Here is a 20870-nt window from a genome sequence, read left to right on the forward strand (position 1 = left end):
GTCATCAGCAGTTCCGTCCACCACGGTGTCCACGGGGCGCCGTCCGCTCCGCTGGCGGGTCGTCGACATCGTCGTCGCCAGCGTCCTGGCCGTCGCCGTGGGCGTCGTCTTCAAGCTCTGGGAGTTCGGCTACGAGCCGCTCGCCGCCGGCACCGCGCTCCTGCTGCCCGGCACCCAGGCGCTCTTCGGCGGGGTCTGGCTCCTCGCCGGTCCGCTCGTCGCGATCATCGTCCGGAAGCCCGGAGCCGCGCTCTTCGCCGAGCTGGTCGCCGCGAGCGTCGAGGCCCTGTTCGGCACGCAGTGGGGATGGAGCACCCTCGAGGCCGGACTCGTCCAGGGTCTCGGCGCGGAGATCGTCCTCGCACTGTTCCTGTACCGGGTCTGGCGGCTGCCCGTCGTCCTGCTCGCCGGAGCAGCAGCGGGCCTCGCGATGGGGCTCAACGACATCGTGATCTCGTACCCGGGACTCGACCCCGCGTTCAAGCTCGTCTACGTCGTGTGCGGCGTGGTCTCGGGCGCCGTCATCGCCGGACTGGGCTCGTGGCTCCTCGCCCGAGCGCTCGCCCGGACCGGCGTGCTGTCCTCGTTCGCCGCCGGCCGCGAGCACGCCCGGCGCCGCCCCACCTCGGCGGCGTGACGCACACGGGCGGTCGCCCCGCCCGGATCGAGTTCCGCGACTGGGGCTGGCGCTACCCCGAGCGCGACGACTGGGCGGTCCGCGGACTCGACCTGGTCGTCGCGCCCGGGGAGCGCGTCGCCGTCGTTGGGGCGTCCGGCGCCGGCAAGTCGACGCTCCTCCGCGCCGTCGCCGCCGTGCTGCCGGACGAACCCGATCCGGACGACGACACCGCCGCAGCCGTGCAGGGTTCGGTGCTCGTCGACGGTCTCCCGCCCGAGGCCGCTCGCGGTCGCGTGGGTCTCGTCATGCAGGACCCGGAGGCGCACACGGTGATGTCCCGGGTCGGCGACGACGTGGCGTTCGGGTGTGAGAACCTCGGCGTCCCGCGCGCCGAGACCTGGGACCGGGTGCGCGCCGCCCTGCTGGTCGTGGGCCTCGACCTGCCCCTCGACCGCTCCACCACGCGACTGTCCGGCGGGCAGCGGCAGCGGTTGGCGCTCGCCGGGGTGCTGGCGATGCGCCCAGGAGCCCTGGTGCTCGACGAGCCGTGCGCCAACCTCGATCCCGACGGCGTCCGGCAGGTGCACGACGCCGTCCGGGCACTCCTCGACGACTCCGGCGCCACGATGCTCGTCGTCGAGCACCGGATCGGCACCTGGCTCGACCTGGTCGACCGTCTGGTGCTGCTCGCGCCCGGGGCCGGTGTCCTGGCCGACGGTCCGCCTGCCGAGGTCCTGCGGGAGCACGGGTCCGCCCTGACCGCCGCCGGCGTCTGGGTCCCCGGCGCCGAACCGGCGCGCGGGGCCGCCCGCCGACCCCACCCCGTCACCCCGCCCCACCCCGCGCCACCACGAGCGGGCGAAATGCCGCAGTCCGACCCCGAAGCGACCCCGGTACTCCGCCCGCTCGCGCACGCGGACGCAACCGGAGCCCGCGCCGAACTCCTCGTCGCGCAGGGGCTGGCCACCGCCCGAGGCCGCCGGCAGCCGGTCGGCCACGACATCGACCTGACCGTCCGCGCGGGCGAGGTCATCGCCGTCACCGGCCCGAACGGCGTCGGCAAGTCGACCCTCGGCCTGACGCTCGCCGGGCTGCTGCGACCCGCTGCCGGTTCCCTCGGCGGCGTCGACGGCACCGCCCCGCACGGCTGGGGCAGCAAGCAACTCGCCACCCGGATCGGCACAGTGTTCCAGGACCCCGAGCACCAGTTCGTCGCGCGGTCGGTCCGCCAGGAGCTCGAGGCCGGCCCGATCGCCCTCGGCACCGACCCGGCCGAGGTGACCGCCCGCGTCGACGACCTGCTCGAGGCCTTCGGTCTGGCGCACCTCGCCGACGCGAACCCCTTCACGCTGTCCGGCGGCGAGCAACGACGGCTCGCGATCGGCACCGTCGTCGCGACCCGGCCGGCGGTGGTCGTGCTCGACGAACCGACCTCGGGGCAGGACCGTGCCACCTGGCAGGCCGTCGCCGAGCGGCTCGGAGCGCTGGCCGACGCCGGCACCGCGGTCGTTGCCGTCACCCACGACCGCGACCTGGTCCGCGCCCTCGACGCGCGCGAACTCGTGCTCACGCCGACCGGCCTGACCGAGCGAGCCACGGAACACGCAGCCACGGAGCACGCACCGTGACCGCCCCGACCACGCGCGTCGACGGGACCGGCCGAGCCGGGCCTCCAGGCCGACGCGACGACGGACCGGGCGGACAGGACCGACCAGACCGACCGGACCGACGCAACAGCGAAAACCGTCCCGACGCAGCCCCCACCACACCGAGCACCGTCCAGCCGGTCGCGGTCCTGCTCGGCGTGCTGGGCCTCGGCGTCTGCCTGGTGCTCAGCCTGGACGTCGTCTCGGCGACCGTCGCCCTGGTGATCGAGCTGGCCCTCGCGCCCCTGCTGCGCCTGCCCGTCCGCACCCTGCTGCTCCGCACGTCGCCGGTGCTGCTCGCGGTCCCGCTGACGGGTGTGAGCATCGCGCTGTACGGGCAGGCCTCGGGGCGCGTGTGGTTCGACGTCGGGTTCGCGCACGTCACCGACGGCTCGCTGGAGCTGGCCCTCGCGACGATGCTCCGCGTGCTCGCGGTCGGGTTGCCCGGCGTGGCGCTGTTCATCCGCGTGGACCCGACGGACCTGGCCGACGGACTCGCGCAGGTGTTGCGGCTGCCGGCCCGGTTCGTGCTCGGCGCGTTGGCGGCGATCCGGATGACGACCCTCCTCGGCGAGGACTGGCGGCAGATCGCGATGGCCCGACGCGCACGGGGCCTCGGCGACGGCAGCCGCGTCCGACGAGGCGCCTCGATGGCGTTCGCGTTGCTGATCGTCGCGCTCCGCCGGGCCACGACGCTCGCGGTCGCGATGGAGTCGCGCGGGTTCGGTGCGCCCGGCACGCGCTCGTGGGCGCGTCCGGCCCGCTTCGCCGGCCGGGAGTGGGCGACGCTCGCGCTGCTGGTCGGCATCGGGGTGGTCGCGATCGCCGTGTCGGTGGCAGCGGGGACGTGGCGTGCCTGAGACGGACGGCCTGGAGGCTCGGCTCGCCGCCGTCACGTCACTCGCCTCGCGCGCGCGGTCGGCTGCTGCCGCCGGCCGTCGGTCCGTCGTCCTGGTCGACGGGCGCTCCGGGACGGGCAAGACGACGCTGGGGGATGCGCTCGGCGCGGCGCTCGGGTGGAGGGTCGTACACCTCGATGACGTGTACCCGGGGTGGGACGGTCTGCGTGCTGCCGCCGATGCAGTTCCGCGTGACGTGCTCGGGACGGCCTCCGGTTACCGGCGGTGGGACTGGGCGGCCTCGGCGCCGGGGGACTGGGTGTCGCTGGACCCCGGCGCGCCGATCGTGGTCGAGGGGTGCGGGGCCCTGTCGCGGGCGTCCGCGCCGATGGCGTCGGTGCGGGTGTGGCTCGCAGCGGACGACGCGGTGCGGAAGCGTCGGGCGCTGGACCGGGACGGTGCCGTCTTCGCGGCCGAGTGGGAGCGGTGGGCGGCGCAGGAGGACGCGTTCATCGCCCGGGAGGACCCCGCGTCCCTGGCCGAGGTGGTGCTGCGGTCGTAGCGGTCCGCTCGGCTGCCTTGTGGCTCGGGCTCGCTACGCCCAGCCGAGTTCGTGCAGGCGCTCGTCGTCGATGCCGTGGAAGTGCCCGATCTCGTGCACGAGGGTGGTGTGCACCTCGTCGCGGAGTTCCTCGATCGTGTCGCACTCGGCGAGGTGCTGCTTGCGGAACACCACGATGCGGTCGGGGAGCTCGCCGAAGCCGTACTGGCCGCGTTCGGTGGCCGCGACGCCGTCGTAGATGCCGAACAGGTCGGAGCCGTCCTCCGGTTCGTCCTCGACGACGAAGACGACGTTGTCGAGGCTGTCGACCATCGCGTCGGGCAGCAGGTCGAGCTCGTCGGTCACGAGTTGCTCGAACGCCTCGGCGGACATCTCCATCACGGACCCGATCGTGGCACACCCGCCTGGGCGCCCCGCCTCGTGATGCGGACCAGCCATCTGCGTTCCGCAGTCCGACGTGCCGGACGAGCCCCGAGCCTCCCGCCCGACCCGGCGCCGTGTCTTGCAGTTTCTCGGGCGGATGGCTTGCGTCCCGCGGCGAAGCTCGCGCCAGCGGCGAAGCCGCACGCCGCCGGAGGCGGCCCAACAAACACAGAAGGAGAACCCGGTTGCGTTACGCAACAGGGTTCTCCTTCGACTGATCTTCATCAGCACTGGGGTGAATAACGGGTCTCGAACCCGCGACCTCCTAGACCACAACCAGGCGCTCTACCAACTGAGCTATATCCACCATGTTCACCCCGGCGAGCCGGAAGCAACCACTCAATAGTAGTACATGCTGACGGCGCCGGGGGACACTACTCGGCGGGCTGCTGTGCCAGGCGCGGGGCCCAGGCGGCGACGACCTCGGCGGAGACCGCGCGGACGTCCTCGGTGGACGGGCCGGGGTCGGCGACGAAGCCGGCGCGGCGGTAGTACTCGAGTTCGCGGATGGACTCGAGGATGTCCGCGAGGGCCCGGTGTCCGCCGTGCTTCTCGGGGGCGTTGAAGTACACGCGCGGGAACCAGCGGCGGCAGAGCTCCTTGATGCTCGACACGTCGACGCTGCGGTAGTGCAGGTGCCCGTCGACTCGCGGCATGTACTTCGCCAGGAACGCCCGGTCGGTGCCGATGGTGTTGCCTGCCAGTGGAGCGGCACCCTCGGCGGGGACGTGGGCGAGGATGTACTCGAGCACCTGGTACTCGGCGTCCGCCAGGGAGACGCCGTTGGGGATCTCCTCGGACAGGCCCGAGGTCTGGTGCATGTTCGTGACGAACTCGTTCATGTTGTCGAGCGCCGACTGGTCGGGCTTGATCACGATGTCGAACCCGGGGTGCACGGGGTTGAGGTCGAAGTCGGTGATGACGACGGCCACCTCGACGAGTTCGTCGACCTCGACGTCGAGGCCCGTCATCTCGCAGTCGATCCAGACGAGGCGGTCATTCGCGGTTGCCATGCCGACGATCCTATTCCCGCCTCCGGTGGTCGCCAGGACGGGTGGGGACGGACAGGACGTGTGCCGGGTGTCGTGTCGGCGGGCGTGTGTGCGCGGAGTGCGGTGCTGGTCCGCCGTGGGGCCCTGCCGTCTGGAGGCCCGGTGCCGGTCCGCCGGACCGCTCCCGGGCCTCCAAGCGGTCGCGCCCCGCGCCCCGGTCCCGTTCCGGCCGCTCGCTTGTGGCCCGTTCGCTCCGCGAGCGGGCGGTATGTCGGGGTGGGACGGCCGCCGGACCCCGCGCTTCCGCCCGTTCGCGCTCCGGGCGCGCGCCCGCCGACGCGCTCGTCCGCGGGGACCGAGCTCGCGCCGCCAGACGCGCGAACGGGCGGAATGCCAGCGCCCTCCTCGAGAGGACCCCGGCATTTCGCCCGTTCACGAAAAGCCGCAGAGCAGCGCCCGCGCGCGCCCGAGTCAGACCATCTCGCCCGCGCCGATCGCCTCGGCCTCGACCCGTGCGGGCTCCTCGCCGTCGTCCACGCGCCGGAGCACCTTCGCCGTCACCAGCGTCACCACGAAGGCCACCGTGACGGACGCCCCCGCGAAGACGTACGCAGCAGCAGGGGAGTACGCGTCGGCGAGCAGCGTGGCCACGGGTGGAGCGATCGCGCCGCCGATGAAGCGCACCGCGGAGTAGGCGCTGGACGCGACCGAGCGGGGGAGGTCGGTGGCCTCCATCACGCACTCGGTCAGGACGGTGTTGAGCACGCCGAGCACCAGCCCGCCGATGATCACGCAGATGATGAGGCCGACCTGGGACCGCACCACGACGGCCGCGGCGAACAGGTCGAGCGCCAGCAGCGGCAGCGCGATCCGGAGCACGGTGGTCCGACGGAGCCGGGCGGTCAGCATCGGAGCGACCCAGACGGACGTGACCGCCAGGCCGACGCCCCAGCCGAAGAACGTGAACCCGATGCCGAGCGCACCGAAGCCCAGCGGGAACGGGGTGTACGCCAGCAGGACGAAGAAGCCGATGTTGTAGAACAGCGCGGTCGCGGCGAGGGCAGCCAGCGCCGGACGACCGAGCGCGCGGAACGGTGCGGAGAGCTTCGTCGGGACGGGCTTCTCCAGGCTGGAGGACTTCAGCATCACGGCGACGGCGATGAACGCGATCGCCATCAGCGTCGTCACACCGAAGAACGGGCCGCGCCAGCTGACCGACCCGAGCAGCCCACCGACGAGCGGGCCGATCGCGATGCCGAGCCCGAGCGCGGCCTCGTACAGGATGATCGCGGAAGCCGTACCGCCCGATGCCGCGCCGACGATGGTGGCGAGTGCGGTGGAGATGAACAGCGCGTTGCCGAGTCCCCAGCCCGCGCGGAAGTCGATGATCGTCCAGACGTCGTTCGACACGGCGGCCAGCACGGAGAACACGACGATCAGGCCGAGACCGATCATCAGCGTGCGCTTCGGCCCGATGCGGCTCGACACCCAGCTCGTGAAGAACATCGCCACACCGGTCACGGCGAGGTAGCTGGTGAAGAGGAGCTCGGTCTGCGCGGGCGTGGCCTTGAGCGATCCCGCGATGGCCGGGAGGATCGGGTCGACGAGGCCGATGCCCATGAAGGCGACGACACAGGCGAAGGCGATCGCCCAGACCGCCTTGGACTGCTTCAGGATGCTGCCGGTCTGTGCCGACGAGCCGGTCTGTGCCGATGAGCCGGTCTGTGCCGGTGCGTGCGCGTTCACGCGGTGATCTCCGATCTGGTCCTCGATGCGATGAGGGCCGAGGCTTCGTGCAGGACGTCCCACTGCGCTTCGTCGAGGTCCGCGAACAGCGGCCCGACGGTGTGGGTGAGGGTGGCGCGCCAGGCGGCGAGCCGCTCGGCGCCGGCCGGGGCGAGCGCGATGCGCTGCCCGCGGGAGTCGTCGGGGTCCACGGACCGGACGACCAGGTCGTCGGCGAGCATGCCCGCGACCAGCCGGGTCATCGTGGGCTGCGACACCCGCGAGGCCTTGGCGAGTTCACCGAGCCGCTGCGTTCCCCCGGACTCGAGGATGCCGAGCGTGCGCCACACCGCTTGCGACGTGGTGTTCCCGGTGGACTGCAGGGCGGTGCGGATCAGCCGGTTGACGGAGACGAGGAGCGTCTCGATCGTCTGCTCGCGCGTTGATTCCATGCACTAACTATATAGCAATGCTATAGATCGGGCAACAGGTGTCCCTGGTAGACAGGACGGCATGAGCGACAACACCATCCACGAGGGCGACGAGTACACCGCCATCTACCACGAGGGCCCGTTCGACGGTCAGACGGACACCCGCACCGCCACCGCTGACGGCGTCGAGGACGAGGTCACGGTGTTCGCGGACGTCGAGGGGCTGCAGACGGCCTTCACCTACAAGGCCACGCACACCCGCCACGTGCTCGACCAGACCTCGGTCGACTACACCTACGAGCCCGACAAGTCCGACCCGGTCGACGACCTCCAGGACCGCGGCGACCGCTCCGGCGAGTTCGACCGGGAGTAGTCCGACCCCGCGCGACGTTGCAGGTGGGCATGCAGCTCGACCTCTGGACCTCCGCCTTCTGCGCGCCGTGCGCCGCCGCCCGCCGGGTGGCCGCCGACGCGGCACGGATCGTTCCCGGGCTCGTGCTCACCGAACGTGACGTCGCGGCACACCCCGACGACGCAGAGGACCTCGGCATCCGCTCGACCCCCACGATCATCGTGCGGCGGTCGGACGGGGCCGAGGTCTTCCGCTCACCCGGCGTCCCGTCCCGCGACCAGCTGTTGCTGGCCGTCGCGCGCGCCGTCGACTGACGTCCCGGCCTGGAGGCCCGTCCCGGCTGGCCCGGTCGACCGCCGGTCCGGCTTCACTCCAGCAGGCGCTGGGCCCACCGCCACGTCAACGCCCCCGACCTCGCCCCTCGTGCCGTGCCCCGTGCCGTCCCCGCTCCTCGTGCGGTCCCCGCCGTTCAAGCGAGCGGGCGAAATGCCGTGGTGGGTCCCGCGGCGGACGCTGGCATTCCGCCCGCTCGCGGATGTGGGCGGGCTTCCTGCGGGCGGGCTTTCCGCGGGCGGGCTTCCTGCGGGCGAGCTACCTGTGAGCGGGCTTTCCGCGAGCGGGCGGAATGCCGTGGTGGGGGCGCCGACGGACGCTGGCATCTCGCCCGCTCGGGGATGCGGGCGGGGTGCGACGAGGCGTCCGAACCACCGGGCCGATCGCTTCACGGTGCGGATCGGGGCGCCGATCGCGAACGCCACGGTGCCGAGCGCCGAACGGTCCGCCGAGCCGAGGGCGTTCTTCCGTTCCCATGCCCGACGCAGCGCACCACCGCGGCTGGTTCGGGCAGCCGGTCGGTCGACCAGGGCCCCGGCGTCGCGGTGCTGCATGAGCGACTCGGTCCGGCGGACCCAGTCGTCGTCCGATCCCGCGTGGAAGTAGTTGTCCGTCATCCACGCGGCGCGGACGGTGCCGAAGCGACCGTCCACCAGGTCGACGGCGTCGCCCTCGAGGCCGCTGTCGACGAAGACCTCGTTGATGAGCGACCGCGCGACGCCGAAGTCCGTCAGGGTCAGCGCGGGGATCCCGCGGGCAGCGGCCTCGAGGACCGCGGTGGAGCTGATCGTCACCAGGGCGACAGCGCGGTCGAGGTGGGCGGCCATCGGACCCGTCTCGACGACGAGGTTCGGCGGGGCGTCCTCGGGCACCAGGTCGGCGTACGCGAAGGTCTCGCGATGCGTCTGGTGCTCGCCAGCGACCGCCCGGGTCTTCACCACCACGCGCCAGGTCGGGTGGCGACGGGCGGTCTCCGCGAGCCAGGCGACGACCTGGGCGCGGTCGTGCTCGGACGCCGGCACGCTCGGCTGCGCGGCGAAGACCACGGAGTCCGGGGCTGGGCTCCGGGGGTCCTGGCCCGGCGCTGCGTTCGGGTTCGAGCTCGAGCTCGAGCTCACGGCGAACGGCAGGGTGGCGAGCGCGAAGAACGGCGTCACACCGTTCTCGGTCGCCAGGGCGTCGTAGGCGCGGACCTCGCGGTGGCTGTGCAGCACGAACAGGTCCGCTCGGGCACGGGAGAACACGCCCTTCCACTTCGACGGGAACGAGATCCCGGGCAGCCCGGTCATCAGGACCGGGCGTGGTGTCACCCGCCGGTGCACCTCGTCGATCAGCAGCTCGGCGACCGGGCCGATCGTCGACACGAGGACCGCGTCCGGCGGATCCACGCGGAGCCGCTCGACGATCGCGTCGACGTCGAGCGGGGCCGGGGGAGTAGCACTCAGGTGCGCGAGTCGTTCGTCGAGCCCGCGGAACGCCGCGCGGAGCTGGCCGGGGCTCGCCGTGCGCGGGGTCGCCACCACGAGGAGCTCCAGCGACCAGGCAGCCGGGGCTGCCGACAGCAGGTGAGCGCCCCACTTCGCGAACGAGTCGGTGTCCACGATGCCGACCACGCGCCTCCCGGCGGGAGGGACGGAACCGTCTGCCGGACCGCTCACGCGTCGATACGGCGCAGCTTCGCGAGCGGAGCGAGCTCGCCGGGCATGACGCGCTTGACGCCGTCGCCGAGGGCGCTCTCGATGATGCGGACGTCGCGGGCAAGCGTGGCGAGCCCGTGCGGCTCGAGCGAGGCCGCGTGGTCCGAGCCCCACATCGTGCGGTCGAGGGTGATGTGCCGCTCGATGGCCGTCGCTCCGAGCGCCACGGCCGCGACGGAGATCTGCAGGCCGGGCTCGTGCCCGGAGTACCCGACCGGCACGCCCGAGTAGCGCTGGGCCAGGGTGTCGATCATGCGCAGGTTCGCCTCGTGGGCGGGCAGCGGGTAGGTCGACGTCGCGTGCATGAGGACGAGCCGCTCGGTCCCCAGGGCCGAGACCGCGCGGTCGATCTGCTCGAGCGTCGACATGCCCGTCGACAGGATCACCGGCTTGCCCGTCGCTGCGACCGCCGCCAGCAGCCCGAGGTCCGTCACCGACGCTGAGGCGATCTTGTACGCGACGACGTTGAGGTCCTCGAGGAAGTCCACGCTCGGCTCGTCCCACGGCGACGCGAACCAGTCCAGGCCGCGCAGCGTTGCGTGGTCGCCGATCTCGATGTACTGGTCGCGGTCGAACTCGACGCGGTAGCGGTACTCCAGGTAGGTCATCTCGCCCCACGGGGTGCTGCGCGGGGTGTTCTTCATGTGCTCCGGGGTGGAGATCGCCGGGGTCCGCTTCTGGAACTTGACCGCCTGCAGCCCCGCGTCCGCCGCCACGTCGATGAGCTGCTTGGCGATCTCGACGTCGCCGTTGTGGTTGAGGCCGATCTCGCCGATCAGGTAGGCGGGGTGGCCCGCGCCGATCGTCGACGTGCCGATGGTGACCGTCATGGTGCTCCGTTCGTCGTGGCCAGTGGCCAGCGTTGGGGATCGTGGGCGGTTGTGGGTGCTGGGGGCTGTGCGTTGAGTTCTGGTGGCTTCGGTTCTTGCGCTGGTGCTGCTTCTGGTTGTGCGCTTGGTTCTGCTTCTGGTTGTGCGTTTGGTTCTGCGGAGGTCGGTTCTTGCGCTGGTGTGCGGCGCCGTTGCGCGCGAGGGTCGAGCTGCGGGGCGAGCGCGGACGCCAGCGTCAGGTCGGATGGGTCGTCGATGTCGATCGCGCCCCGAGGATCGACCGGAACGACCTCGACGCGACCGAAGAACCGGTGCCGGTGCCGGCGGAACCCCTCCACGCGCATCGCGTAGAAGGCCCCGGTCTCGCGGTACTCCGGCTGTCGGTCCTGGCGGCGAGGGCGCGTCGACGCGTCGTGGTTCACGGCGACGGCGCGCCCGTCGTGGTCGATGCGCCACAGGAACGCGTGCGACGGTGCCGCCGCGAAGACGGCGTCCGCCGATCCGCCCAGGACGCGAGCGACGGCGTCGTCCAGGTCCTCCGGGTCGGTGAACGGCGAGGTGGCCTGGAGGAAGAGCAGGACCTCGGGGTCGATCCCGTCGGCGTGGAGCTCGTCGAGGGTGTGGAGGAGGGCTGACTCCGAGCTGGCCTCGTCACCGGCGAGGTCAGCGGGCCGGCGCACCACTCGTGCGCCAGCAGCGTGGGCTTCGTCCGCGATGGCGTCGCCGTCCGTCGAGACCACGACCGCGTCGACCAGGCGCGCTGCACCGGCGGACTCGACGGCGCGGCGGACCAGGGACCGTCCGGCCACCGGGCGCAGGTTCTTCCCCGGGATGCCCTTCGAACCGGCCCGCGCCGGGACGACCGCCACGACGCGCACGTTGCTCATGTCCAGGACGCTAGGCAGGCCGCGTGACCTGGAGGGGAACGTCGGGGAAGCAGCACCCCAACGGCATTGGTCGGGGCTCCGCGGGGGCGGGGTGAGGGGTCGGGGAGGGGCGGGTGGTCGAGCGCGGCGCGACGCGGGCGCGGGCGCGGGCGCGGGTTGCGCGAGCGGGCGGAACGTCGCGGTACGGACGTCATGCCGGTGGGGGATTCCGCCCGCTCGGCAGGTGGCGCGCGTGGGGGCGAGGGAGGGCGCGGGCGCGAGGGCGGGTTCGACGCGGGCCCGTCCTGCACGAGCGGGCGGGGGTGCGATGGGCGAACGGCGGGCCAGTGTTGCGCGAGCGGGCGGAACGTCGGGGTGGACGGGCGGCGCGCTGCGGCATTTCGCCCGTTCGCGAGAGGCGAGAGGCGAGGGGCGCATGGCGCGGGGGTGCGCGGGGCGAGGGCGGATTGGCGAGAGAGGAAGGGCGAGAACCCGGGGCCCTCGGCAGCGGCCACGGGCCCGGGGCTCTCGGTAAGGTCGACGGATGCTCGGGCCGCTCGACGTCATCGACCCGCCACCACGACGCGTCCTGGTGGCGGGCACGACGGGCGTCGGCAAGACGACCACCGCCGGTCGTGTCGGAGCAGCACTCGGCGTCCCGCACACGGAGATCGACAGCCTGTACCACGGCCCGGGATGGACAGCCCGTCCGTCGTTCGCAGCCGAGGTGGAGACCTACACCTCGGCTCCGGCATGGGTGACTGAATGGCAGTACACCCAGGTGCGCGAGCTGCTGGCCGAACGCGCGGACGCGCTGGTGTGGCTCGACCTCCCGATCCCGGTCGCGTTCTGGCGGCTGCTCCGTCGCACGGTCCGCCGACGCGTGCACCGCACCGCGCTCTGGAACGGGAACGTCGAACCGCCGTTCTGGACGTTCTTCACGAACCGTGACCACATCGTCCGCTGGGGCATCCGGACCCGCGGGAAGATGCGCACGATGGTGCCGGCGGTCGAACGCTCCGCTCCACATCTCCGGGTCGTCCGCCTCCGCTCCCAGGCAGAGATCGATGCGTTCGTCGAGCGCCTGGGTCGTGAGCGAGATGCACGCCGAACCCGCACCTCGGAATAGAATCGTCGGCGTCCGCCTCCGTAGCTCAGTGGATAGAGCAGGTGGTTTCTACCCACCGTGCCGCGGGTTCGATTCCTGCCGGGGGCACTGACGTCGGGCACCGACGACGAGCGCCGACGACGAGCGCCGACGACGAGCGCCGACGACGAGCGCCGACGACGAGCGCCGTTGACCGAGTCCCACGAACACCGCGAACGACGAAGGCCGCCACCCCAGCGGGGCAGCGGCCTTCGTCGTGTGCTGGTGTGCGTCAATCGTCGTCGTGGTTCCGACGCAGCTCGTTCGCGCTGATCGGCTGCGTGTACGGCGACGCATCCGCGGCGTCGTCGCCGGTCTTGTCGGCGTCGGTGTGAGCATCGTCGTCGAGCACCGGGCCAGCGTCTGAGTCGCCTCGGTCGCGCTCGCCACCGAACTGCTGCCGCTCGGGAACGTCCGACCGCGGGACGTCCGACCGCGGAACGTCTGACCGCGGAACGTCCGACCGTGACGAGCCGTTCGCGTCGTCGTCGACCACGTCGGCATTGTCCTGATCGTGACGGTCGTCGCGCTCGACATCGTCGGGGACACCGTCGGTGCGGGCGGGAGTCCCGAGCGCCGGACGGATCGGAGCGACCTGGTCGTCGCCGTACGGACGCGTGACGCCCTGGGCTGAACCGTACGGACGCGTGAGGCCCTGCGCCGAACCGTAGGGCTGCGTGACGCCCTGGTCGACGGAGCTGTCGTCCGAGATCGGCGTGGTGGCGTTCGGGTCCCGCGGTGCGGCGGTCGGGGTGCCGGCGGACGCGGGCGATCCGTTCGAAGCGAGCACGGCCGTGGCCGCGGCCGCGCCGGCCGGAGCCGGCGAAGCGGAGGCGGCGGGGCCTCCTGGGCGGATCGGCGCCGGACGCAACGAGGTCGTGGTCGGCGTCGGAGCAGCTGCCGGTGCTGCCGGCTGCTTGGCGTCGGCGCGGTCGGCGCTCCAGTCCTGCTGGCGACGGATGAGGTCCGCGTCGGGATCCGGCGACTCGAACTTCCACCGCTCGAGGTCGCTCTTGAACAACTTGCGCGCACGGTTCGGACGGGACTGCCACTCGAGCATGCGGTCACGGAACTCGGCGAGGGACTGCTCGGCCTGGAAGTTGAAGGTCGACGAGTTCTTCTTGATGTCGGCGATCTCGTGCTGCGCCCAGTTCGCCGCCATCGGCGAACCCGCGATCGGCAGGAGTCGCAGACGGATGTCGGCGTCCTCGGCCAGGTGGTCCGCGTAGGCACGCTCGTCGTGCCCGAGCACGCCCCAGGTGGCGGCCTTGCGCGCCGCGGTGATGATCGCGGCGACGGCAGCGTTCTTCGCCTCGCGTTCCTGCAGAGCGACGACGCGCTTGGTGGCACCGCGGCCGATGAGCGCCGCGACGACGCCGGCGACGACGATCGCCACGAAGGGGATCAGGGCGCCGGAGATCACTCGCCAGCCCGTGTCCGTCGAGGTCCAGTCGCTGAAGTCGTTCCACCAGTCCATGCGCGCACCATATCCACGAGATCGTCAGTTCTGAGGGAGGTCGGACGGCGTTCCCGCAACCTGCGGGAGATGGTTCGCATGTGGAACATCGACCTCGTGCGGTCACCAGCGGAGGCAGTCCACCGCATCGTCAGCGGACCACACGTTGGGGAGCTCGACGAACCGACGCTCGGCCGCGACGTACCGGCGCGCGCGGTAGGCGGTGTCGCCCGCGACGTCGACGCGGTCGACGTACCCGACGATCTCGCCGTTCGCCCGGGTGACGCGGGACAGGTCGTCGCGCACGTCGAGCACGCGGAGGTCGCCGCGAGAGCGTGCGACGGGCGACGCGGTCCGGATCCGCAGTTCGGGTTCGGTGACGGTCTGCATCGGGTGCCTCCTGTTCGATGTCGAGGTGGTGACGGCCGGTGTGTCGCCCCTGCCGTTCTGGGGACGACGCTACGGACGACCTCCGACACGCGGGAGCGCGATCGCGGACCTGGGGAACACCGGGCGAGGGTCGGGCGTTGTGGAGGACGTATCCCGAACTCGGGCCTGTTCACCAGGCCAGGAAGATAGGTTGTGCTCATGACCACGTTCGTGCTCGCAGGTGGATGTTTCTGGTGTCTCGACGCCGTGTACCGCACGCTCCAGGGTGTGCAGGACGTGGAGTCCGGCTACATCGGCGGATCGGCGGCCAACCCGTCGTACGAGCAGGTCTGCACCGGGGCCACCGGTCACGCCGAGGCCGTCGCCGTCACGTTCGACGAGTCGGTCATCCCGGCCGACGTGATCCTCGACGTCTTCTTCACGCTGCACGATCCGCGCCAGCTCAACCGGCAGGGCGCTGACGTCGGCACGCAGTACCGCTCCGCGATGTTCCCCGCCGACGACGAGCAGCGCGCGCTGTTCGAGAAGGCGGTCGAACGCGCATCGGACATCTGGGACGGCGGGATCGTCACGACGATCGAGCCGCTCACGACGTTCTACCGGGCGGAGGAGTACCACCAGGACTTCTTCGCCAAGAACCCCGGTCAGGGCTACTGCCTCGCAGTCGCGCTGCCGAAGGTGAACAAGGTCCGCAAGGCCTACAGTCAGTACATCCTGGCGTCCTAGCACGAGCAGGCGTCGGGAACCACGAGGAGGTGGTCGAACGATGACGAACGACACGATGACGGAGACCTGGGTCGCAGTCGGACCGGCAGGCGCGGTGGGCAGCATCCACCGTGAGCCGGGCGGCTTCCGGGTCGAACTCTACGGACACCGTGCGAGCCGGGGCGGGCTCTACCCGTCGCTGGAGACGGCGAAGGGCGCGGTCCACAAGGCGCTCGGCCCGCTCGCGTCGCGACCGGAGTTCCACGCCCACTGATCCCGACGACCGTCACGACGGTCAGCTGGACACGGTCTGGAGGCCCGGGGGACTCGTCCTCCACAGGTCGCCTGATCAGTCCCACACCACACACATCGAGCCCCGGCCCGCATCGCGGTCCGGGGCTCGATCACGATCGGTGCCATGAACGACACCATCACCGTCTGCGGCATCGTCGCGACCGAACCCCGTCACCTCGTCACCGAGACCGGCATCGCCATCACGAGCATGCGGCTCGCGTCACCGTCACGCCGGTGGGACCGCGCGAACTCCGTGTGGACCAACGGCCCCACCAACTGGTTCACCGTCACCGCGTTCCGCTCCCTGGCCGCCAACGTCCACAAGTCCGTCAAGAAGGGGGACCGGATCCTGGTCACCGGGCGGGTCCGCATCCGCACGTGGGAGCGCGACGGACGCGGCGGGACCTCGGTCGAGATCGATGCCGAGGCCATGGGACAGGACCTGGCGTGGGGCATCAGCAACTGGATCAAGGTCCCGCGGCACGCCTCGGAAGCGACGGCGGCACCGGGCACGGGGCCGGTCGTCAACCCGGTCACCGGCGAGGTCGGCGATGCGGGCCATCACGGGCACGAGTCCGGTGACGACGCGGTCCCCGGTGGCATCGACCTCGACGACGACGACCTGCCGGAGCCGTCGGCCGCGGCCTCGGCCACCGACCGGCTCCACGGTCACCAGGACCCTGACCACGCTGCGCCGACGACGATGTCCGACCAGGAAGCAGCCTGACGTGCTCGCACCGTCACGTTCTGTCGGTCGTGTCACTACACTTGACCGCGATATGGCTGAGTACATCTACCAGATGGTCCGTGCCCGCAAGGCGGTCGGCGACAAGCTGATCCTCGACGACGTCACGATGTCGTTCCTCCCCGGCGCCAAGATCGGCGTCGTCGGGCCGAACGGTGCCGGCAAGTCGACGATCCTGAAGATCATGGCCGGTCTCGACCAGCCCTCGAACGGCGAAGCGAAGCTCACGCCGGGCTTCTCCGTCGGCATCCTCATGCAGGAACCCGAACTCGACGAGACCAAGACGGTGCTCGAGAACGTGCAGGAAGGCGTGGGCGAGATCCACGGCAAGGTCGCGCGCTTCAACGAGATCTCTGCGCTGATGGCCGAGCCGGACGCGGACTTCGACGCCCTGCTCGCCGAGATGGGCACCCTGCAGGAAGAGATCGACGCCGCCGACGCGTGGGATCTCGACTCGCAGCTGGAGCAGGCCATGGCCGCGCTGCAGTGCCCCCCGGGGGACGAGCTCGTCACGCACCTGTCGGGCGGTGAGAAGCGTCGTGTCGCCCTCTGCAAGCTCCTGCTGCAGAAGCCCGACCTGCTGCTCCTCGACGAGCCCACCAACCACCTGGACGCCGAGAGCGTGCTCTGGCTCGAGCAGCACCTGCAGCAGTACCACGGTGCCGTGCTCGCCGTGACCCACGACCGGTACTTCCTCGACCACGTCGCACAGTGGATCGCCGAGGTCGACCGCGGCCGCCTCTACCCCTACGAGGGCAACTACTCGACCTACCTCGAGAAGAAGCGCGCTCGCCTCGAGGTCCAGGGCAAGAAGGACGCCAAGCTCGCCAAGCGCCTGTCGTCCGAGCTCGACTGGGTCCGCAGCAACACCAAGGGCCGCCAGGCGAAGTCCAAGGCGCGCCTTGCCCGCTACGAAGAGATGGTCACCGAGGCCGAGCGCACGCGCAAGCTCGACTTCGAGGAGATCGTGATCCCGGTCGGCCCGCGTCTGGGCTCGCAGGTCATCGACGCCGAGAAGCTGCACAAGCAGTTCGGCGACCGGGTCCTCATCGGCGACCTCTCGTTCACGCTGCCCCGCAACGGCATCGTCGGCGTCATCGGCCCGAACGGTGTCGGCAAGACCACGCTGTTCAAGACGATCGTCGGCCTCGAACCCCTCGACGGCGGCACGCTGAAGATCGGTGAGACGGTCGACATCTCCTACGTCGACCAGAGCCGCGGCGGCATCGACCCGGACAAGAACCTGTGGGAAGTCGTCTCCGACGGCCTCGACTACATCCAGGTCGGCAAGACCGAGATCCCCTCGCGGGCCTACGTGTCGCAGTTCGGGTTCAAGGGCCCGGACCAGCAGAAGCGTGCCGGCATCCTGTCCGGTGGTGAGCGCAACCGTCTGAACCTGGCGCTGACGCTCAAGCAGGGCGGCAACCTGCTGCTGCTCGACGAGCCGACCAACGACCTGGACGTCGAGACGCTGGGGTCGCTCGAGAACGCACTGCTCGAGTACCCCGGGTGCGCCGTGGTGATCACGCACGACCGGTGGTTCCTCGACCGCATCGCGACGCACATCCTGGCGTGGGAAGGCCTCAACGAGGACGGCACGCCGAACTGGTACTGGTTCGAGGGCAACTTCGAGGCCTACGAGGAGAACAAGATCGAGCGCCTCGGTGCCGACGCAGCCAAGCCCGGCCGCGCCACGTACCGCAAGCTCACGCGAGACTGACCCCGCGTGGCCAGGCTGCACACGCCGGTCCGCATCCGCTGGAGTGACATCGACGCCTACGGGCACGTGAACAACTCGGCGATGCTCCGGCTGCTCGAAGAAGCCCGCGTGCTCGCGTTCTGGGCACCGGATCCCGACGAGGTCGACGCGTCGGGATCCGCCCCGGAGCCGATCATCGACGGTCGGCCCGGATCGGGCACGATGACGGTCATCGCGGCACAGCGTCTCGAGTACCTGGCATCGACCCCGTACTTCCGGCGGCCGCTCGACATCCAGCTGTGGATCGGGCACGTCGGGGGTGCGAGCCTCGACATCTCGTACGAGGTCTGGTCACCCGTCGGACACGAGCCCGCCGAGCTGTACACCCGGGCGACGACCACGCTGGTGATGGTGGACACGGCGACCAACCGCCCGCGGCGCCTGACCGAGGTCGAGCGGGCAGCGTGCGCGCCTTACATCGAGCCTGCCGTGATCTTCTCGCGCCCGTAGCAGCGCGGGCGCGGGCGCGGGCGCGAGTCAGCGGTCAGCGGTCCAGCGGTCAGCGCGGGATCCGCATCATGCCCTCCTGGGCGACGCTGGCCAGCAGACGCCCGTCCTGCGAGAACATCCGGCCGAACGCGAGACCACGGCCGCCCTGGGCACTCGGAGACTCCTGCGTGTACAGGATCCACTCGTCCGCCCGGCCGTCGCGGTGCCACCACATCGCGTGGTCCAGGCTCGCGCTCTTCACCCCGGGCGTTCCCCAGGCGACCCCGTGCCGCCGCATGATCGGCTCGAGGATCGACAGGTCGCTCGCGTAGGCCAGCACCGCGCGGTGCAGGCCCGGGTCGTCGGGCAGGTCGCCCTGCACCCGGAACCAGACAGCCTGGTGCGGGACGTGCTCGCCCTGCACGTCCACGAAGACCGGACCCTCGACGTGCCGCAGGTCGATCGCCCGTTCGGCCCATGCCCGCGCGACGGGGTGGTCGATCGTGGCGAGGACGGACGCCGCGGTCGGCAGCGACTCCGGCGCCGGCATGTCCACGGGGAACGGGTCCTGGTGTTCGACCCCGGCATCGTCGGTCTGGAAGGACGCGATCATCGAGAAGATCGGCACGCCCTTCTGGTACGCCTGAGCCCGCCGCGTGGCGAACGAGCGGCCGTCGTGGATCTGCTCGACGCCGAAGGTGATCGGGGTGTGGATGTCGCCCGGGCGCAGGAAGTAGCCGTGGACGGAGTGGATCGCACGGTCGTCGATGGTCGCCTGCGCGGCGACGATGCACTGCGCCAGGACCTGGCCGCCGAACACGCGGCCGTTCGGCGACCAGTGGTTCTCGCCGGTGAACACACGCTCGCGCGTCGCCGCGCCCGTGTCCTCGAGTCGCAGGGTCCGCAGGAATTCCGGTTCACCGATCACCACCCCCGCAGTCTACGAAAGGACCGTCCCGCTAGGATCGACACCGACATGAGCACCTCGTTCACGCTGCCCGACGCCGCCTCGTTGGGCGACCTCCGCACGTACCTCGCCCGAGCTGCCCGCGTCGAGGACGGCTCGGTCCGCCTGATCGCGGACTCGGGGGTGCTTGCCGTCTACACCGCGATCATGTACCCCCTCGGCCTGCTCGACGAGCTCCCCACGGTGTTGGGCCTCCGGACGTTCTCCCTCACGGAGCCGGCGACCATCGACGCGGTCGTCCCGCTCGCGTCCTTCCGCGAACGCCTCCGCCTGCTCGCCGAGGCGCACGACGCCGAGGGTGCCGAGGGCGCCGACCCGACCCGCGCCACCCCGGTCGAGGTCGAACTCCCGCACGAGGTCGCCACGGTGACGTGGGCGGCGATCTCCCCGCCGCGTGGTGGATGGGTCCCGCTGCCGGACGTCTCGCCGGAGCTGCTCCGCCGTGCCGCCAAGGCCGGGATCGCCGAGGTCGCCGACGCCGTCCCCGCCAACGCGGGTGAGGCGATCGTGCGTCGCATCCGGTCCGAGGTGTGGGGTCGCCCGGTGCAGGGCATCGAGCACGTCCCCGCGGGCGCAGGGTTCGCCGGCGAGAGCCTCGGGTTCCTCGGGCACGACCCGGTGCGACTGTTCGAGACCGGCCCGTGGAGCCGGCTCACCACCTCCCGCGGACACGTGCTCGTCAAGCGGCGGGCCTGGAGCCTGTCGATCTGACCCGGACCAGGAGGACCGACCCGGAGCAGCACAACGCGGACCAGCACGACCCGGACCAGCACAACCCGGCTCTGCCATCCTGGGCGGATGCACGTCTTCCTCACCGGCGCGTCCGGGTACATCGGCTCAGCAGTCCTCCGCTCCCTGGTCGCCCGCGGGCACCAGGTGACCGCCATCGTCCGCTCCGAGCCGAAGGCGCAGGCGGTCCGCGACGCCGGCGCCCACGTGGTGGTCGCGGACGTCTCCGACTCCGCCGTGGTCGAGCGGCTCGCCCACGAGACCGACGCGGTCGTCCACACCGCCAGCACCCAGGAGCTCGACCCGGACTTCGTCGCGACCGTCCTCCGAGCGTTGGACGGCACCGACAAGCCCTTCGTCCTGACCGGTGGCATCTTCACCTTCGGCAACTCGACGGACATCTCCGAGCAGTCGCCGGTCGCACCGCCCGCGATGACCGCGTGGCGTGGCCCGAACGAAGGCGCTGCCCGGGCCAGTGCCGTCCACAGCACGATCGTCGCCCCGGGCATCGTGTACGGCCACGGAGCGGGTATCCCCGCGATGTTCGTGGGCGACGGTGCGCACGAGGTCCGACTCGTCGGCGACGGCTCCCAGCGCTGGGCCACCGTGCACGTGGACGACGTCGGCGACCTGTACGCGCTGGCCGTCGAGCGCGGCGAACAGGACGGGTACGTGCTCGCCGCGACGGGGGACAACCCGACGGTGCGCGAGATCGCCGAGGCGGGTGCACACGGCTCCCCGGTCGTCGCCGAGAGCGTCGACGCCTCGCGCGAGCGGCTCGGCACCGCCTCCGCGGACGCGCTCCTCATGCACCAGGAGTGCTCCGGGGCACACGCCCGGAGCGCCTACGGCTGGGCGCCGACGCGGCCGCCGCTGCTGCAGGAGCTCGCGACCGGCTCGTACGCCGGCTGACGCCACCACACGACGGACGGGA

General features: G+C 71.5%; 24 protein-coding genes and 2 tRNA genes. 15 read left to right on the forward strand and 11 right to left on the reverse strand.

Going from position 1 to position 20870, the window contains the following annotated elements; all coding sequences use genetic code 11:
* Positions 1-25 precede the first annotated feature (25 nt).
* The 4 genes from BIU90_RS02835 to BIU90_RS02850 are packed head-to-tail and all read left to right on the forward strand — an operon-like array spanning position 26 to position 3666.
* The gene (locus BIU90_RS02835) at positions 26-637 is read left to right on the forward strand and encodes an ECF transporter S component (protein ID WP_254786931.1); all 612 of its coding nucleotides are present in this window, start codon (positions 26-28) and stop codon (positions 635-637) included.
* On the forward strand, positions 634-2247 hold the full coding sequence (locus tag BIU90_RS02840; RefSeq protein WP_071298736.1) for an ABC transporter ATP-binding protein: 1614 nt from the start codon (positions 634-636) through the stop codon (positions 2245-2247). The genes BIU90_RS02835 and BIU90_RS02840 overlap by 4 nt, the downstream gene beginning before the upstream one ends.
* Positions 2244-3125 (forward strand): energy-coupling factor transporter transmembrane protein EcfT, encoded by an 882-nt coding sequence (locus tag BIU90_RS02845; RefSeq protein WP_083403638.1) that lies wholly within the window; start codon positions 2244-2246, stop codon positions 3123-3125. Before BIU90_RS02840 ends, BIU90_RS02845 begins: the two co-directional genes overlap by 4 nt.
* Positions 3118-3666, forward strand: a complete 549-nt coding sequence (locus BIU90_RS02850; RefSeq protein ID WP_254786932.1) for an ATP-binding protein — start codon at positions 3118-3120, stop codon at positions 3664-3666. The genes BIU90_RS02845 and BIU90_RS02850 overlap by 8 nt, the downstream gene beginning before the upstream one ends.
* Positions 3667-3699: 33 nt before the next feature.
* Here BIU90_RS02850 and BIU90_RS02855 read toward each other — a convergent pair whose 3' ends face one another.
* The 5 genes from BIU90_RS02855 to BIU90_RS02875 form a co-directional block, all read right to left on the reverse strand.
* Positions 3700-4044 carry a metallopeptidase family protein gene (locus tag BIU90_RS02855; RefSeq protein WP_071298737.1) on the reverse strand — a complete coding sequence of 115 codons (345 nt, stop codon included), beginning with the start codon at positions 4042-4044 and terminating at the stop codon, positions 3700-3702.
* Between the two features lie 276 nt (positions 4045-4320).
* Positions 4321-4396: transfer RNA gene (locus BIU90_RS02860), tRNA-His, on the reverse strand.
* 67 nt (positions 4397-4463) lie between these two features.
* Positions 4464-5102: an oligoribonuclease gene (orn, locus tag BIU90_RS02865; RefSeq protein WP_071298738.1), complete on the reverse strand. Its 639-nt coding sequence runs from the start codon at positions 5100-5102 to the stop codon at positions 4464-4466.
* Positions 5103-5552: 450 nt separating this feature from the next.
* Positions 5553-6758 (reverse strand): MFS transporter, encoded by a 1206-nt coding sequence (locus BIU90_RS02870; RefSeq protein ID WP_071298889.1) that lies wholly within the window; start codon positions 6756-6758, stop codon positions 5553-5555.
* Positions 6759-6823: 65 nt separating this feature from the next.
* Positions 6824-7258: a MarR family winged helix-turn-helix transcriptional regulator gene (locus BIU90_RS02875; protein WP_071298739.1), complete on the reverse strand. Its 435-nt coding sequence runs from the start codon at positions 7256-7258 to the stop codon at positions 6824-6826.
* Positions 7259-7319: 61 nt separating this feature from the next.
* On the opposite strand from BIU90_RS02875, the gene BIU90_RS02880 reads away from it, so the two are divergent.
* Together BIU90_RS02880 and BIU90_RS02885 are read left to right on the forward strand one after the other, a co-directional pair.
* Positions 7320-7610 (forward strand): hypothetical protein, encoded by a 291-nt coding sequence (locus BIU90_RS02880; RefSeq protein WP_071298740.1) that lies wholly within the window; start codon positions 7320-7322, stop codon positions 7608-7610.
* A gap of 29 nt (positions 7611-7639) precedes the next feature.
* Positions 7640-7903, forward strand: a complete 264-nt coding sequence (locus tag BIU90_RS02885) for a thiol reductase thioredoxin (RefSeq protein WP_071298890.1) — start codon at positions 7640-7642, stop codon at positions 7901-7903.
* Here the strand turns inward: BIU90_RS02885 and BIU90_RS02890 are convergent.
* Genes BIU90_RS02890 through BIU90_RS02900 form a run of 3 tightly spaced genes read right to left on the reverse strand, consistent with a single transcriptional unit; the run spans position 7844 to position 11336 of the window.
* Positions 7844-9535 carry a DUF6716 putative glycosyltransferase gene (locus BIU90_RS02890; protein ID WP_071298741.1) on the reverse strand — a complete coding sequence of 564 codons (1692 nt, stop codon included), beginning with the start codon at positions 9533-9535 and terminating at the stop codon, positions 7844-7846. The two genes, BIU90_RS02885 and BIU90_RS02890, sit on opposite strands and share 60 nt — an antisense overlap.
* Before the next feature lie 41 nt (positions 9536-9576).
* On the reverse strand, positions 9577-10449 hold the full coding sequence (locus BIU90_RS02895; RefSeq protein WP_071298742.1) for an N-acetylneuraminate synthase family protein: 873 nt from the start codon (positions 10447-10449) through the stop codon (positions 9577-9579).
* Positions 10446-11336 (reverse strand): NTP transferase domain-containing protein, encoded by an 891-nt coding sequence (locus BIU90_RS02900; protein WP_071298743.1) that lies wholly within the window; start codon positions 11334-11336, stop codon positions 10446-10448. The genes BIU90_RS02895 and BIU90_RS02900 overlap by 4 nt, the downstream gene beginning before the upstream one ends.
* A 523-nt stretch (positions 11337-11859) precedes the next feature.
* Between BIU90_RS02900 and BIU90_RS02905 the strand changes: the two genes are divergently transcribed.
* Both BIU90_RS02905 and BIU90_RS02910 read left to right on the forward strand, forming a co-directional pair.
* Positions 11860-12444 carry an AAA family ATPase gene (locus BIU90_RS02905; RefSeq protein ID WP_071298744.1) on the forward strand — a complete coding sequence of 195 codons (585 nt, stop codon included), beginning with the start codon at positions 11860-11862 and terminating at the stop codon, positions 12442-12444.
* A 14-nt stretch (positions 12445-12458) separates the two neighbouring features.
* Positions 12459-12531 (forward strand) — tRNA-Arg (locus tag BIU90_RS02910).
* 163 nt (positions 12532-12694) lie between these two features.
* Here the strand turns inward: BIU90_RS02910 and BIU90_RS02915 are convergent.
* Complete coding sequence (locus BIU90_RS02915; protein ID WP_071298745.1) at positions 12695-13939, reverse strand: hypothetical protein; 1245 nt, start codon at positions 13937-13939, stop codon at positions 12695-12697.
* Between the two features lie 102 nt (positions 13940-14041).
* On the reverse strand, positions 14042-14308 hold the full coding sequence (locus BIU90_RS02920) for a hypothetical protein (protein WP_071298746.1): 267 nt from the start codon (positions 14306-14308) through the stop codon (positions 14042-14044).
* 198 nt (positions 14309-14506) lie between these two features.
* On the opposite strand from BIU90_RS02920, the gene msrA reads away from it, so the two are divergent.
* The 5 genes from msrA to BIU90_RS02945 all read left to right on the forward strand — a co-directional run bounded on the left by msrA (position 14507) and on the right by BIU90_RS02945 (position 18261).
* The gene (msrA, locus tag BIU90_RS02925; RefSeq protein ID WP_071298747.1) at positions 14507-15034 is read left to right on the forward strand and encodes a peptide-methionine (S)-S-oxide reductase MsrA; all 528 of its coding nucleotides are present in this window, start codon (positions 14507-14509) and stop codon (positions 15032-15034) included.
* A gap of 40 nt (positions 15035-15074) precedes the next feature.
* Positions 15075-15287 (forward strand): hypothetical protein, encoded by a 213-nt coding sequence (locus BIU90_RS02930; RefSeq protein WP_071298748.1) that lies wholly within the window; start codon positions 15075-15077, stop codon positions 15285-15287.
* A gap of 144 nt (positions 15288-15431) precedes the next feature.
* Entirely contained in the window at positions 15432-16034 is a 603-nt protein-coding gene (locus BIU90_RS02935; protein ID WP_071298749.1) for a single-stranded DNA-binding protein, read from the forward strand.
* 52 nt (positions 16035-16086) lie between these two features.
* Positions 16087-17772: an energy-dependent translational throttle protein EttA gene (ettA, locus tag BIU90_RS02940; RefSeq protein WP_071298750.1), complete on the forward strand. Its 1686-nt coding sequence runs from the start codon at positions 16087-16089 to the stop codon at positions 17770-17772.
* A 6-nt stretch (positions 17773-17778) separates the two neighbouring features.
* Positions 17779-18261, forward strand: coding sequence for a thioesterase family protein (locus BIU90_RS02945; RefSeq protein WP_071298751.1), 483 nt, complete (start codon positions 17779-17781; stop codon positions 18259-18261).
* Between the two features lie 49 nt (positions 18262-18310).
* Here the strand turns inward: BIU90_RS02945 and BIU90_RS02950 are convergent, their stop codons facing one another.
* Positions 18311-19168, reverse strand: coding sequence for an acyl-CoA thioesterase II (locus tag BIU90_RS02950; protein ID WP_083403669.1), 858 nt, complete (start codon positions 19166-19168; stop codon positions 18311-18313).
* Positions 19169-19216: 48 nt separating this feature from the next.
* On the opposite strand from BIU90_RS02950, the gene BIU90_RS02955 reads away from it, so the two are divergent.
* Together BIU90_RS02955 and BIU90_RS02960 are read left to right on the forward strand one after the other, a co-directional pair.
* The gene (locus BIU90_RS02955; RefSeq protein WP_071298752.1) at positions 19217-19918 is read left to right on the forward strand and encodes a hypothetical protein; all 702 of its coding nucleotides are present in this window, start codon (positions 19217-19219) and stop codon (positions 19916-19918) included.
* An 87-nt stretch (positions 19919-20005) separates the two neighbouring features.
* Positions 20006-20848, forward strand: coding sequence for an NAD(P)H-binding protein (locus BIU90_RS02960; protein ID WP_071298753.1), 843 nt, complete (start codon positions 20006-20008; stop codon positions 20846-20848).
* Positions 20849-20870 lie beyond the last annotated feature (22 nt).

The sequence above is a fragment of the Curtobacterium sp. MCBA15_001 genome, from assembly GCF_001864835.1.
GTDB lineage: Bacteria > Actinomycetota > Actinomycetes > Actinomycetales > Microbacteriaceae > Curtobacterium.